At 57.4% G+C, this 14,035-nt stretch carries 7 protein-coding genes and 4 rRNA genes; 7 read left to right on the top strand and 4 right to left on the bottom strand.

What is annotated here, in order from left to right:
• Positions 1 to 5: 5 nt before the first annotated feature.
• Genes ACN9MZ_RS29490 through ACN9MZ_RS29480 form a run of 3 tightly spaced genes read right to left on the bottom strand, consistent with a single transcriptional unit; the run spans position 6 to position 3,491 of the window.
• The gene (locus ACN9MZ_RS29490) at positions 6 to 845 is read right to left on the bottom strand and encodes an ABC transporter ATP-binding protein (RefSeq protein ID WP_426166260.1); all 840 of its coding nucleotides are present in this window, start codon (positions 843 to 845) and stop codon (positions 6 to 8) included.
• Positions 845 to 1,966 carry an MlaE family ABC transporter permease gene (locus ACN9MZ_RS29485; RefSeq protein WP_426340303.1) on the bottom strand — a complete coding sequence of 374 codons (1,122 nt, stop codon included), beginning with the start codon at positions 1,964 to 1,966 and terminating at the stop codon, positions 845 to 847. The genes ACN9MZ_RS29490 and ACN9MZ_RS29485 overlap by 1 nt, the downstream gene beginning before the upstream one ends.
• Before the next feature lie 46 nt (positions 1,967 to 2,012).
• Positions 2,013 to 3,491: a DUF4080 domain-containing protein gene (locus ACN9MZ_RS29480; RefSeq protein ID WP_426340302.1), complete on the bottom strand. Its 1,479-nt coding sequence runs from the start codon at positions 3,489 to 3,491 to the stop codon at positions 2,013 to 2,015.
• A 390-nt stretch (positions 3,492 to 3,881) separates the two neighbouring features.
• Here ACN9MZ_RS29480 and ACN9MZ_RS29475 point away from each other — a divergent pair.
• From ACN9MZ_RS29475 to rtcA, 6 genes are all read left to right on the top strand, one after another.
• A 16S ribosomal RNA gene (locus ACN9MZ_RS29475) occupies positions 3,882 to 5,412 on the top strand.
• Between the two features lie 226 nt (positions 5,413 to 5,638).
• A 23S ribosomal RNA gene (locus tag ACN9MZ_RS29470) occupies positions 5,639 to 8,511 on the top strand.
• Between the two features lie 106 nt (positions 8,512 to 8,617).
• Positions 8,618 to 8,730, top strand: a 5S ribosomal RNA gene (gene rrf / locus ACN9MZ_RS29465).
• Between the two features lie 46 nt (positions 8,731 to 8,776).
• Positions 8,777 to 8,889 (top strand): 5S ribosomal RNA (gene rrf, locus ACN9MZ_RS29460).
• The 16S, 23S and 5S rRNA genes sit together here, the layout of an rRNA operon.
• Before the next feature lie 109 nt (positions 8,890 to 8,998).
• Positions 8,999 to 11,005 carry an esterase-like activity of phytase family protein gene (locus tag ACN9MZ_RS29455; RefSeq protein ID WP_426340301.1) on the top strand — a complete coding sequence of 669 codons (2,007 nt, stop codon included), beginning with the start codon at positions 8,999 to 9,001 and terminating at the stop codon, positions 11,003 to 11,005.
• A gap of 56 nt (positions 11,006 to 11,061) precedes the next feature.
• Complete coding sequence (gene rtcA / locus ACN9MZ_RS29450; protein WP_426340300.1) at positions 11,062 to 12,084, top strand: RNA 3'-terminal phosphate cyclase; 1,023 nt, start codon at positions 11,062 to 11,064, stop codon at positions 12,082 to 12,084.
• Here rtcA and rtcR read toward each other — a convergent pair.
• Positions 12,081 to 13,679 carry an RNA repair transcriptional activator RtcR gene (gene rtcR, locus ACN9MZ_RS29445; RefSeq protein ID WP_426340299.1) on the bottom strand — a complete coding sequence of 533 codons (1,599 nt, stop codon included), beginning with the start codon at positions 13,677 to 13,679 and terminating at the stop codon, positions 12,081 to 12,083. The two genes, rtcA and rtcR, sit on opposite strands and share 4 nt — an antisense overlap.
• A gap of 134 nt (positions 13,680 to 13,813) precedes the next feature.
• Between rtcR and ACN9MZ_RS29440 the strand changes: the two genes are divergently transcribed.
• Positions 13,814 to 14,023, top strand: a complete 210-nt coding sequence (locus ACN9MZ_RS29440) for a hypothetical protein (RefSeq protein ID WP_426340298.1) — start codon at positions 13,814 to 13,816, stop codon at positions 14,021 to 14,023.
• The last annotated feature ends 12 nt before the right edge of the window (positions 14,024 to 14,035 follow it).

The following is a 14,035-nucleotide window of genomic DNA, read 5'->3' as shown; positions in this document are numbered from 1 at the left end:
GCTCCTTATTCCAGGGCCTCCAGCGCGCGCTTGCCGCGGTCGCCCAGGAAGAATTCCTTGATAAACGGATGATCGGTCTTGATCACCTCGCGGGTTGGCCCGATCGCCAACACATGTTTTTCCGCCAGTACCGCAATGCGCGTGGACAGCGCGAACAGCGTGTCCAGGTCGTGCGTCACCATCACCACGGTCAGGCGCAGCTCGCGGTGCAGGGACTTGATCAGCGACACGAAGCTTTCCGACAGGTCCGGGTCCAGGCCGGCGGTAGGCTCGTCCAGGAACAGCAGCTTCGGCTCCAGCGCCAAGGCGCGTGCCAGCGCCACGCGCTTGATCATGCCGCCCGACAGGTCGCTCGGCATCTTATTCGCATGTTCCGGCCCCAGGCCCACCATATTCATTTTCAGCAGCACCGCATCGCGGATCAGGTGCGGGGGCAGGGTGCCGAGTTCCATCATCGGCTGCGCCACGTTTTCGAACACCGTCAATGCGGAATACAGCGCGCCCTGCTGGAACAGCATGCCCCAGTGGTTGCGCAGTTCCTGCAGGTGGCCCTGGGAAGCGACCGTGATGTCCTCGCCGAAGACGCGCACACAACCCCTGGTTGGACGCTCCAGTCCCAGCATCTGCCGCAGCAGGACGGTCTTGCCGGTGCCTGAACCGCCCACGATCGACAGGATTTCGCCATTCTCGATGGTCAGGTTCAGGTCATTGTGGATGACGGTGCGGCCGAATTTGGTCTGCAGGTTGGTGATCTCCACCGCAGGCACGCTGCCATCGAGTGTCAGCTTGCTCTCGCTCTCGGGGCAGCCGCAGTTTTCTTCTTCTTGTTGTGGCAGGTCATTCATCAGTAACCCACTCCATTGAAGACGATCGCAAATACCGCGTTCGCCAGGATCACCACCGTAATTGCCGTGACCACCGAGGTGGTGGTGCCGCGGCCAAGGCTTTCCGTATTCGGCTCGATGCGCAAGCCAAAGTGGCATGACACCATCGCAATCAGCATGCCGAACACCGCGCCCTTGAACAGGCCGATGTAATAGTTCGCCAGCGGCACGACCTGCGGCAGCTTCATGATGAAGTAGCGGATCGACAGGTTCAGTTCCACTTTCGCAGCAATCATGCCGCCGATCAGCGCCGCCGCGTCGGTCCAGATCACCAGCAGCGGCATGGAGATCGCCAGCGCGACCACTTTCGGCATGATCAGGCGATAGCCGTGCGAAATGCCCATGACGAGCATCGCATCCAGTTCTTCCGTCACGCGCATCACGCCCAGTTGCGCCGTGATGGCCGATCCGGAGCGGCCCGCTACCAGGATGGCCGCCATCAATGGACCCAGCTCGCGCACGATCGACATGCCGAGCAGGTTGACCAGGTAAATGTCGCCGCCAAAATTACGCAGTTGCTGCGCCGACAGGTAAGACAGCACCACGCCGATCAGGAAGCCCACCAGCGCGGTAATACCCAGCGCCTGGAAACCGGCATGGAAAATATTGGCCGAGATTTCGCGCCACGGCCCGCGCATCGGTTGCGTGGCAAAGCGCCCCACGTCCTGCACCACCGAGCCAATCAACTGCACGAAGCCCCGCATATGTTCGAGGAAGTGCAGGACGCCAAAGCCTAGCGTGGTTACCCAGCCGAAGCGCTCCTTGCGCGGGCGCGGCATTTCCAGCTTGCCGGCAGTCTCGATGCGTTTGAAGATTTCTTCCTGGCCGTTGACCAGCTTCAGTTTGGCCGGGCGCTTGTAGTCCCAGGTGCTCCACAGCAGTTGCGCGCCGACGTGGTCCAGCATTTCAACACCGCTCAAATCCCACTCGACTGCGTGGATATCTTTCACATGATCCAGGCAACCGGATATCGCCTTCATTACCCGCTTGCTTGCGAGTGCACTGACTTGCCAGGTTCCCCCGGCTGAAACCGTGCGCCCGTCTGGGCTGATAGATAACGTTGGCTCTTGAGCAATAGGCATGCCACCAGTGTAAAAGAGTTTCGCCTGCCGCGCCACTCAGCGCGGGTCACGCTGCCAGGTGTCGCACCTGCCGTGCCGGCGCAGCGCTTGCAGGCGCCGCCGACTTCTGTTTCACCCCATGTCCATCGCGGGCCAGCAGTTCAGCTGCCGCAGCAGCGTCCATGCCCGCAACCCCCAGCCAGCGCCCGACCATCACTGCCAGCCGGTCCAGCGCAATCCGGTGCGTTGCGTCCGTGTTGGCATAAAGCCAATCGGAAAACGCCATAAACGATTTAAACGGAGTGTCACCCAGCAGCACCGGCACGGTATGCGTGAACCGTCCCGAATTCGCCACAAGATCCCAATAGCGCGCGAACCGCACCAGTCGCTGCATGGTTGAAAAATCAATATCGCGGTTGGCCAGGATCGTATATGGCGGGTAGGGGTCGTATACCATCCCGAATTCCTGCGTATGGCGGATGATCGGCGTGCCGCGCAGCCGCTTCAGGATGCCGAACTGGATTTCATGCGGACCAAGGGCCCACAGCTTGTCGAAGCCTTCCGCGAAACTCTCGACGGTTTCGCCCGGCAGGCCGGCAATCAGGTCGACGTGCATGTGCACGTCCGAATGCTCGCAAAGCCAGCGGATATTGTCGGCAGCCTTGGCGTTATCCTGCTTGCGCGAGATGTTGGCCTGTACGACAGGGTTGAAACTCTGGATGCCGATTTCGAATTGCAGCGTCCCTGGGGGGAACTTCGCGATGCCTTCCTTCAGTGCATCCGGCAAATGATCCGGCACCAGCTCGAAGTGGGCATATACCGGATCGTCTGGCGCGGCGGCCAGCTTATCCAGGAAGAACTGCATGATCTTCAGGCTGGTCTTGATATTCAGGTTGAAGGTGCGGTCAACGAACTTGAAGGTGCGGGCGCCGCGGGCGTGCAGCGCTTCCATCTCCGCCAGGAATGTCTCGATATTGAACGGCCATGCGGTCTTGTCCAGCGACGACAGGCAGAACTCGCACTTGAACGGACAGCCGCGCGAGGCTTCTACATATAAGGTGCGGTGCGCGATATCTTCATCCGAGTAGATCGAATAAGGCAGCTTGATCTCCGCCATGGGCGGCTGCACGCCTGCGTGTACCTTCATCAAGGGCTTCGGACCGTTCAGGATTTCGCCGCACAGCTTAGGGAAGGTGACGTCGCCCCAGCCGGTCACTACGTAGTCGGCCAGGCGTGCGATCTCCTGCTCCCCCGTTTCGTACGATACTTCCGGTCCGCCAAGGACAATAACCAGGTGTGGTGCCACGCGCTTCAGCGTTGCCACCAGGCGGCAGGTCTCTTCAACATTCCATATATAGACGCCGAAACCGACGATCTTCGGCTGCGTCGCCAGGATGCGCTCCACCATCTCGGTCGTCTTCGCGCCGATCACGAATTCCTGGATGCGCGTCTGCGCCTGCAGCTCCCCCATATTGGCGAGCAGGTAGCGCAGCCCGAGCGAGGCATGGGTGTAGCGCGCATTGAGGGTGGAAAGCAGGATAGTCATGACAGCAGCGAAACCGATTTGCGAAACCTGACATTTTACCCTTGCGCGCAGGCCGAGGGTCCGCTATAGTTCTGTCCCTCGCAACGCAGCGCAGTCAAACGACAACGCAGCGAAGCGAAAAAGATGGGGTTGACGAGTTATACGAAACACTGCATAATCTCGCTTCTCTGCTGCTGACGAACACAACGCTTCGTCGAACAAACAAGGCAGCGATCTTTAAAAATCAACAGTCGATAAGTGTGGGCGTTTGACGATATGCCCGGACCTTCGGGTCCGATGCTCAAAATATACGTTATAACGCTCGCACAAAATTAAACGTAAATCTCTTAATGAGATTTCGTCAGTATTTTGAGTGAGTGACCTCGATAGCAATATCGAAAAACAGAGATTGAACTGAAGAGTTTGATCCTGGCTCAGATTGAACGCTGGCGGCATGCTTTACACATGCAAGTCGAACGGCAGCGCGGGCTTCGGCCTGGCGGCGAGTGGCGAACGGGTGAGTAATATATCGGAACGTACCCAAGAGTGGGGGATAACGTAGCGAAAGTTACGCTAATACCGCATACGATCTAAGGATGAAAGCAGGGGATCGCAAGACCTTGTGCTCCTGGAGCGGCCGATATCTGATTAGCTAGTTGGTGAGGTAAAGGCTCACCAAGGCAACGATCAGTAGCTGGTCTGAGAGGACGACCAGCCACACTGGAACTGAGACACGGTCCAGACTCCTACGGGAGGCAGCAGTGGGGAATTTTGGACAATGGGGGCAACCCTGATCCAGCAATGCCGCGTGAGTGAAGAAGGCCTTCGGGTTGTAAAGCTCTTTTGTCAGGGAAGAAAAGGGTCTGGCTAATATCCAGATCTGCTGACGGTACCTGAAGAATAAGCACCGGCTAACTACGTGCCAGCAGCCGCGGTAATACGTAGGGTGCAAGCGTTAATCGGAATTACTGGGCGTAAAGCGTGCGCAGGCGGTTTCGTAAGTCTGTCGTGAAATCCCCGGGCTTAACCTGGGAATGGCGATGGAGACTGCGAGGCTAGAGTTTGGCAGAGGGGGGTAGAATTCCACGTGTAGCAGTGAAATGCGTAGAGATGTGGAGGAACACCGATGGCGAAGGCAGCCCCCTGGGTCAAAACTGACGCTCATGCACGAAAGCGTGGGGAGCAAACAGGATTAGATACCCTGGTAGTCCACGCCCTAAACGATGTCTACTAGTTGTTGGGTCTTAATTGACTTAGTAACGCAGCTAACGCGTGAAGTAGACCGCCTGGGGAGTACGGTCGCAAGATTAAAACTCAAAGGAATTGACGGGGACCCGCACAAGCGGTGGATGATGTGGATTAATTCGATGCAACGCGAAAAACCTTACCTACCCTTGACATGGCAGGAATCCTGGAGAGATCTGGGAGTGCTCGAAAGAGAACCTGCACACAGGTGCTGCATGGCTGTCGTCAGCTCGTGTCGTGAGATGTTGGGTTAAGTCCCGCAACGAGCGCAACCCTTGTCATTAGTTGCTACGCAAGAGCACTCTAATGAGACTGCCGGTGACAAACCGGAGGAAGGTGGGGATGACGTCAAGTCCTCATGGCCCTTATGGGTAGGGCTTCACACGTCATACAATGGTACATACAGAGGGCCGCCAACCCGCGAGGGGGAGCTAATCCCAGAAAGTGTATCGTAGTCCGGATTGTAGTCTGCAACTCGACTACATGAAGTTGGAATCGCTAGTAATCGCGGATCAGCATGTCGCGGTGAATACGTTCCCGGGTCTTGTACACACCGCCCGTCACACCATGGGAGCGGGTTTCACCAGAAGTGGGTAGCTTAACCGCAAGGAGGGCGCCTACCACGGTGGGATTCGTGACTGGGGTGAAGTCGTAACAAGGTAGCCGTATCGGAAGGTGCGGCTGGATCACCTCCTTTCTAGAGTCGGCATCAGACTCAAACGCTCACACTTATCGGCTGTTGGAACAAGATTTCAAACGTAAGCGACCACGCTTAGGTTTGAACTTTATGTTCATCGTTCTTTAACAATCTGGAAGAAGTAAAAGTTTTATTAAGCGATATCGAAAAGATATCACTTAGGGTAGTAGTAAAACTCATCAAACACAGTAGTAAGTGCTTGAACTTATAGCCGTCAAGGTTATAGGGACAAGTGAATAAGTGCACATGGTGGATGCCTTGGCGATTACAGGCGATGAAGGACGTAGAAGTCTGCGATAAGCTTCGGGGAGCTGACAAACAAGCATTGATCCGAAGATTTCCGAATGGGGAAACCCGGCCTTATAGGTCATCACTCACTGAATACATAGGTGTGTGAAGCGAACGCGGCGAACTGAAACATCTAAGTAGCTGCAGGAAAAGAAATCAACCGAGATTCCCAAAGTAGTGGCGAGCGAAATGGGAAGAGCCTGTATGTGATAGTCGTTCTGATAGTGGAATCCTCTGGAAACAGGAGCCATAGCGGGTGATAGCCCCGTACGCGAAATCAGAGCGGTGGTACTAAGCATACGACAAGTAGGGCGGGACACGAGAAATCCTGTCTGAACATGGGGGGACCATCCTCCAAGGCTAAATACTCGTAATCGACCGATAGTGAACCAGTACCGTGAGGGAAAGGCGAAAAGAACCCCGGGAGGGGAGTGAAATAGATCCTGAAACCGTGTGCATACAAACAGTCGGAGCCTCGTAAGGGGTGACGGCGTACCTTTTGTATAATGGGTCAGCGACTTACATTCAGTGGCGAGGTTAACCGAATAGGGGAGCCGTAGAGAAATCGAGTCCGAACAGGGCGCCAGTCGCTGGGTGTAGACCCGAAACCAAGTGATCTATCCATGGCCAGGTTGAAGGTGCGGTAACACGCACTGGAGGACCGAACCCACTAATGTTGAAAAATTAGGGGATGAGCTGTGGATAGGGGTGAAAGGCTAAACAAACTTGGAAATAGCTGGTTCTCTCCGAAAACTATTTAGGTAGTGCCTCAAGTATCACCGACGGGGGTAGAGCACTGTTATGGCTAGGGGGTCATCGCGACTTACCAAACCATTGCAAACTCCGAATACCGTTGAGTGCGAGCTTGGGAGACAGACATCGGGTGCTAACGTCCGGTGTCAAGAGGGAAACAACCCAGACCGCCAGCTAAGGTCCCAAAGATTGGCTAAGTGGAAAACGAAGTGGGAAGGCTAAAACAGTCAGGATGTTGGCTTAGAAGCAGCCATCATTTAAAGAAAGCGTAATAGCTCACTGATCGAGTCGTCCTGCGCGGAAGATGTAACGGGGCTAAGCCAGTCACCGAAGCTGCGGATATGCGTAAGCATATGGTAGGAGAGCGTTCTGTAAGCCTGCGAAGGTGTCTTGTGAAGGATGCTGGAGGTATCAGAAGTGCGAATGCTGACATGAGTAGCGATAATGCGGGTGAAAAGCCCGCACGCCGTAAGCCCAAGGTTTCCTGTTCAACGTTCATCGGAGCAGGGTGAGTCGGCCCCTAAGGCGAGGCAGAGATGCGTAGCTGATGGGAAGCAGGTTAATATTCCTGCACCGTCGTATGATGCGATGGGGGGACGGATCGCGGAAGGTTGTCTGCCTGTTGGAATAGGCAGTTGCTGGTTCATAGAAGGCGCTTAGGCAAATCCGGGCGCGTAATTCAAGGGACTGGGACGAGCGGGTTTATCTCGCGAAGCAATCGGAAGTGGTTCCAAGAAAAGCCTCTAAGCTTCAGTCATACGAGACCGTACCGCAAACCGACACAGGTGGGCGAGATGAGTATTCTAAGGCGCTTGAGAGAACTCGGGAGAAGGAACTCGGCAAATTGGTACCGTAACTTCGGGATAAGGTACGCCTCGGTAGCTTGACCACTTTACTGTGGAAGGGCGAAAAGGTTGCAATAAACTGGTGGCTGCGACTGTTTAATAAAAACACAGCACTCTGCAAACACGAAAGTGGACGTATAGGGTGTGACGCCTGCCCGGTGCTGGAAGATTAAATGATGGGGTGCAAGCTCTTGATTGAAGTCCCAGTAAACGGCGGCCGTAACTATAACGGTCCTAAGGTAGCGAAATTCCTTGTCGGGTAAGTTCCGACCTGCACGAATGGCGTAACGATGGCCACACTGTCTCCTCCCGAGACTCAGCGAAGTTGAAGTGTTTGTGATGATGCAATCTACCCGCGGCTAGACGGAAAGACCCCATGAACCTTTACTGTAGCTTTGCATTGGACTTTGAACCAATCTGTGTAGGATAGGTGGGAGGCTTTGAAGTAGGGACGCCAGTTCCTATGGAGCCATCCTTGAAATACCACCCTGGTTTGTTTGAGGTTCTAACCTTGGTCCGTAATCCGGATCGGGGACAGTGCATGGTAGGCAGTTTGACTGGGGCGGTCTCCTCCCAAACGGTAACGGAGGAGTTCGAAGGTACGCTAGGTACGGTCGGACATCGTGCTAATAGTGCAATGGCATAAGCGTGCTTAACTGCGAGACCGACAAGTCGAGCAGGTACGAAAGTAGGACATAGTGATCCGGTGGTTCTGTATGGAAGGGCCATCGCTCAACGGATAAAAGGTACTCTGGGGATAACAGGCTGATTCCTCCCAAGAGTTCATATCGACGGGGGAGTTTGGCACCTCGATGTCGGCTCATCACATCCTGGGGCTGTAGCCGGTCCCAAGGGTATGGCTGTTCGCCATTTAAAGTGGTACGTGAGCTGGGTTTAAAACGTCGTGAGACAGTTTGGTCCCTATCTGCCGTGGGCGTTGGAAATTTGAAGGGGGCTGCTCCTAGTACGAGAGGACCGGAGTGGACGAACCTCTGGTGTACCGGTTGTCACGCCAGTGGCATTGCCGGGTAGCTAAGTTCGGAAGAGATAACCGCTGAAAGCATCTAAGCGGGAAACTTGCCTTAAGATGAGATTTCCCGGAGCCTTGAGCTCCTTGAAGGGTCGTTCGAGACCAGGACGTTGATAGGTCAGGTGTGGAAGTGCAGTAATGCATTAAGCTAACTGATACTAATTGCCCGTACGGCTTGTCCCTATAACCTTGACGGTTATGTAGCACTTACACAGTGTTTGAGAACACTACCCAACTTTACTTCTTCCCAGATTGCGCAGCGCGCCAGGCGCGCTGCACACAAGTCATGCTTGATGACCATAGCCAGTCGGTCCCACCCCTTCCCATCCCGAACAGGACCGTGAAACGACTTGGCGCCGATGATAGTGCTGCAACCAGTGTGAAAGTAGGTTATCGTCAAGCTAATAATTCATGGTGACGCGCCAAGCGCGAACCAAGTACCGGTCAGTCTGATGACCATAGCAAGTCAGTCCCACCCCTTCCCATCCCGAACAGGACCGTGAAATGACTCTGCGCCGATGATAGTGCTGCAACCAGTGTGAAAGTAGGTTATCGTCAGACTAAGTAACAAGCCAAAAAGGCCCGCTGAAGAGCGGGCCTTTTTGCTTTTCTGTCATCGGCACGTCACTTCCGATCGTTAAGCTGCGCCTTTTAATCCCCAGAGGCCAGCATGAAATCCCTGTCGCTCCTTCCCCTTGCCATCGCACTTGCCGCATGCGGCGGCGGCGATAGCAATGAACCTGTCAAACTGTCCGTTAATGGCGCCTTCGTCGATGGCGCGGTGGAGGGCGCGGACTACGTTGCCGGCACGGCAGCCAAGGCTGCAACCGGCACCAAGGGCGAGTTCACCTGCAAGGAAGGCGACACCGTCAGTTTCAGCGTTGGCGGCCTTGCCTTGGGCAGCGCTGCATGCGCGTCCATCATCACCCCGCTGCAACTGGCCGGCGCGACCGACGTCAAGGACGCCAAGGTCGTGAACCGCCTGCTGGCACTGCAGTTGCTGGATGAAGACAATGATCCCTCGAACGGCATCAAGATCACGGCCGACGTGAAGACTGCACTGGCTGGCAGGCCGGTCGATTTCGGCGCCTCTGCAGCAGACTTCAACAAGGCCATGGCCGCCAACCTGGTTGCCGCCGGCACTGCCTATGCCGCACGCGGCGTCGATGACGACCGCCGCCAGCTGGTGCGCGAACACTTCGAAGACACGCTGGCCTCCAAGGTTGGCACGCCGGTTCAGGAAACCTTTACCCAGGGAGCTGCCACGGTTACCGTGACGCGCTACCAGGTGCAGGCAGGGAACAGCTTCTACATTCCGTATGAAGGCAGCAATGCAAAGGTGAAGGCCGATTTCCCATTGGGCTTCCTGCCGTCCTACGGTTCTGCACTGGCGTTCAAAGGCACGACCGCCAACGGCGACCTGGAATTTTATGGGTTGACCGACCGTGGTCCGAACGGCGATGGTCCGAACGTCCTTAATCCAGGCGGCAGCGGCACCATGGGAGCCAAGATCTTTCCGTCGCCTAGCTTCACGCCATCGATCGGCATCATCACTGTCGGTAAGGGCGGCGCCGTGCTGAACTCCACGCTGCCGATCAAGGTCTCCGCAAATACCAACAGCTCCGGCCTGGCCATCCCGGCCGGCACGCTGGGCAATTCCGCTGAAGTGTCGGTCTTCGATGCAATGAAATACGACGTCACGACCAAGGCGGTATATAGCGTGAATGGCCTGGATACCGAAGCCATTGCTTTCGACAAGAAGCGCAATGCGCTGTGGGTCTCCGATGAATACGGTCCCTTCATCGTGAAGATCGATGCCACGAGCGGCGCGATTCAGTCGCGCTATGCTCCAGGCAGCGGCCTGCCTGCGATCTTTGCCAAGCGCCGCGCCAACCGCGGCATGGAGGGCATGGCGCTCGACACTGCGACCGACAAGTTGCACGGCTTCCTGCAAAGTCCCCTGACCGATGGCAGCGCGTTGTACTCGGCGACCGGCAAGAACGAACAGGTGGAACGTTTTGCACGCTTCACTCGCTGGATCGAATTCGATCCAGTCACCGGCGTCACGGGCCGCATGTTTGCCTATCCATTGAACGGCGCCGATTACGCGGATGGCCGCACAGGCAACGCGAAGTTGGGAGACATGGTCGCACTGGGCAACGGGAAGTTCATCGTGATCGAGCAAGGCGCCGCACCAGGCGGCAAGGTGTTCAACAAACTGATGCTGGTGGAAATCGGTGGCGCGACCGACATCAACGCCGCGGCGTTCAACCCGGCCACCTCCGACCTGGAAAAGAGCTCGATGGGTGCAGTGGCGGTCAACGGCGCCGACTGGTCCAAGGTGGTCACGCTGAAGAAGACTTTGCTGCTGGACCTGAATGCCATCGGCTGGCTGGCGGAAAAGGCGGAAGGCCTGACCATCGTTGACGGCAATACGCTGGCACTGGCGAACGATAATGACTTCGGCCTCAAGACCAAAATCTTCACGCCATCCGGCGACGCTGTTGCGGATGCCGACGTCACCAAGTGCAACGTCGATGCGAACGGCACCATCGTCACCAGCAATGCGGCCGGCTGCAACGCGGCGAACACGATTCGCGTTGCGCGCGGCGACGACCGCGAGCGTCCAAGCCGCTTGTGGTTGATCAAGTTCTCGAAAGCACTGAACACTTACTGATGATCGTGCGCCGGCTCCCTGCCGGCAGCAGCATAATGCCGGCAGGGAGGTGCGCGATGATTGAACTGGACGGTTCGACGGGCGAAGGTGGGGGCCAGATCCTGCGCACGTCGCTGACTCTGTCGATGATCACCGGGCAGGCTTTCCGCATCCGGAATATCCGCGCCAATCGCCAACCACCCGGCTTGCGGCGCCAGCACCTATCGGCGGTACGCGCAGCAGCTATCGCCTGCGCAGCGACTGTCACCCACGCCGAAGTCGGCTCGACGTCATTGGAATTCACGCCCGGCCGTGTGAGCGGGGGCGTATACGACTTCGATATCGGCACTGCCGGCAGCACAACGCTGGTGCTGCAAACCTTGATTCCTGCCTTGCTGTTCGCTGAACAGCCGACCGTCGTGACAGTCGCGGGAGGCACGCATAATCCCAAGGCGCCGCCAGCCGAATTCCTGCAACGGGCCTACTGCCGCGTGCTCGCGGCCATGGGGGCGGACGTCGAGATTGATATTGAACGTTATGGCTTCTATCCGGCTGGCGGAGGCGGCATCTCGGCCAATGTCTGGCCCTGCAAGCAGTTGCGTCGGCTCGACCTGCTCGACCGGGGCGGCTTGCTGCAAGCCTACGCGCAGGCGATTGCGGCGCGCCTGCCGGCTCAGGTGGCGCAACGCCAATACGCGACCGTGCGTAACCTGCTGGGGTGGGAAGGCGAACAACTGCGCGAAGTGCTGTCGCCATCGTCGGCTAGTCCGGGCAACGCAATCTTGCTGACCATTGAGAGCGAGACCGTGACGGAGGTGTTCTCAGCGATCGGGGATCGCGGTGTCCGCGCCGAGGCAGTCGCACGCGAGGCTGCGCTGGAGGCGCGGCGTTACCTGGCCTCGGGAGCGGCTGTGGGGGAGCATCTGGGTGACCAGGTAATGCTGCCGATGGCGTTGGCAGGCGGGGGCGCCTACACGCTGGACCATGTGTCGCAACACGCGATCACCAATGCGGAAGTAATTACGCATTTCCTGCCGGTGACGATAGGATTCGAGCAGAGCGAACGCTTCAACACCTGCCATGTGCGCGCGAAGATCTAGCTGACCTGTTCCCACCCAAGGCCAAAGCGGGCCAGGTATTTTTTCAGGCGGTCCGCGTCGTTCGGCTTTGCCTTGCCGAGGCGCGAGGCCGCGAACAGCTTGCGGCCGGCGTCGGACATGGTCTTCGACTGGCGGCAAATGGCGATCACGGATTCCAGTTGCATGCGGTCGAACAGGTCGATCTGCTCAAGCGCTTCTTGGTCGAACAACCCGTCGAGCGTGACATCGGCCTTCACGCCTTCTGCCAGCGGCTGCCATTGGCGCTGCAGGCGCGCGATTTCCGCTGTGACGATCGGCGCCGTGATGCGTCCTGCATCGGCCAGCGTTGCCATGCGGGTGACTGAGGCAGACAGGTCACGGAAGTTGCCGTTCCAAAGCGCGTCCGGCGAGGCCGCAAAGCGCATGTACTGCAGGCGCGCCTCCGTATTGAAGCGCACCATCGAACCGTTCTCGGCGCCGAATTGTGCCAGCAGGTAGTCCAGATTGGGCTCGATGTCTTCCGGCCGGTCGCCCAGGCCGGGCAGGGAGTAGGTCCACAGGTTGATTCGGGCGAACAGGTCTTCGCGGAAGCGGCCGGCAGCTACTTCGCGCGCCAGGTCGCGGTTGGTACCTGCGATCAGCTGAAAATCGCTGCGTACTTCATGGTCGCCGCCCATTGGCAGGAAGCGTTTCTCTTCAACTGCCTTGAGCAGCATGGCCTGCTCGTCCAGTCCAAGCTCGCCAATCTCGTCGAGGAACAGCAGGCCTTTATGCGCAGTGCGCAGCAAGCCGGGGCGGTCCGATGCAGCGCCGGTGAAGGCGCCCTTAACGTGGCCGAACAGGGTTGAGCCGGCGCCGTCCCCGTGCAGCGTGGCGCAGTTGATCTCGACGAAGGCGCCATCGACCTGGTGGCGTGCCTTCTTCAACTCATACATGCGCCGCGCCAGGAAAGACTTGCCGGCACCGGTTGGCCCCATCAGCAGCATTGGCGCGCGCGAACGCGCGGCCACATGTTCGATCTCGTCGATCATCAGGTTGAAGTGCGGGTTGCGGGTGGCGATGCCGGACTTCAGGAATTCCACGCCCTCGCGCTGCGCATTGGAGAAGCGCTGCGCGATCTGGTCGTAGCGTGACAGGTCCAGGTCGATCAGGACGTAGTCGCCAGTCTTGCCTGGCACCACGCGGCGCGATGGGGATGTCTGCAGCAGGCGGCCGGGGAAGTAGCGCGCTTCGGTCATCAGGAACAGGCAGATCTGCGCAACGTGGGTGCCGGTCGTGATGTGCACCCAGTATTCCTCGTTCTCGGTATCGAAGCGGTAATTGCGGGCGAAGTCGAATAGCTGGCTGTAGACGTCTTCGAAATCCCACCAGTCGTTGATGGGCAGCGTATGCCGCTGCACGACAGTCTCCGGCGATACAGCGTGCATGTCCTCCTCGATCTGCCGCGCCAGGGTGGTGTGGTGGGCGCTGGCCAATAGCTCGAAGCGGTCGACAACCAGGTCTTCATGCTGCAGGAGCGAGATGCTCGGGCGCCATTTTTCCCAGCGCGCCGGGGTGCGTGGGCCGCCGTCCAGTTGCGAACCGAGGAAACCCAGGATGACGATCTTCTTTTTCATTGCATATAAACATTTATCTTTAGAGATAATTTACCACAATCATTGATTTCCATGAATCTATATTTATCAATGACTTAGCAAGCTGGCACACCCATTGCAATAGAAGAGATACGCAAAGACGAAAGGAGATCAAAATGGCGGAATCACAAATCAAGGCTTGGACCATCAGCGCCGGCGCAGTCGGCAAGAAAACCGTAAAACGCAGCTACGGCGGCGTGCACGCGGCGATGAATATTTCCACCAGCCGCCGCCACACAACCGTCAGCTGGCACACCGAGCCGCTTCCCGGCAAAGGCCGCACGGTGTGGAATGGCGTGGTCTCCACCCTTGTCGGCGCAGATTAATCGTTAGAAGAT

Source organism: Pseudoduganella sp. S-14 (genome assembly GCF_049913285.1).
Lineage (GTDB): Bacteria > Pseudomonadota > Gammaproteobacteria > Burkholderiales > Burkholderiaceae_D > Rugamonas.
The sequence above is the reverse complement of the archived record's forward strand: the minus strand, read 5'-3'. Positions and strand labels throughout refer to the sequence as shown.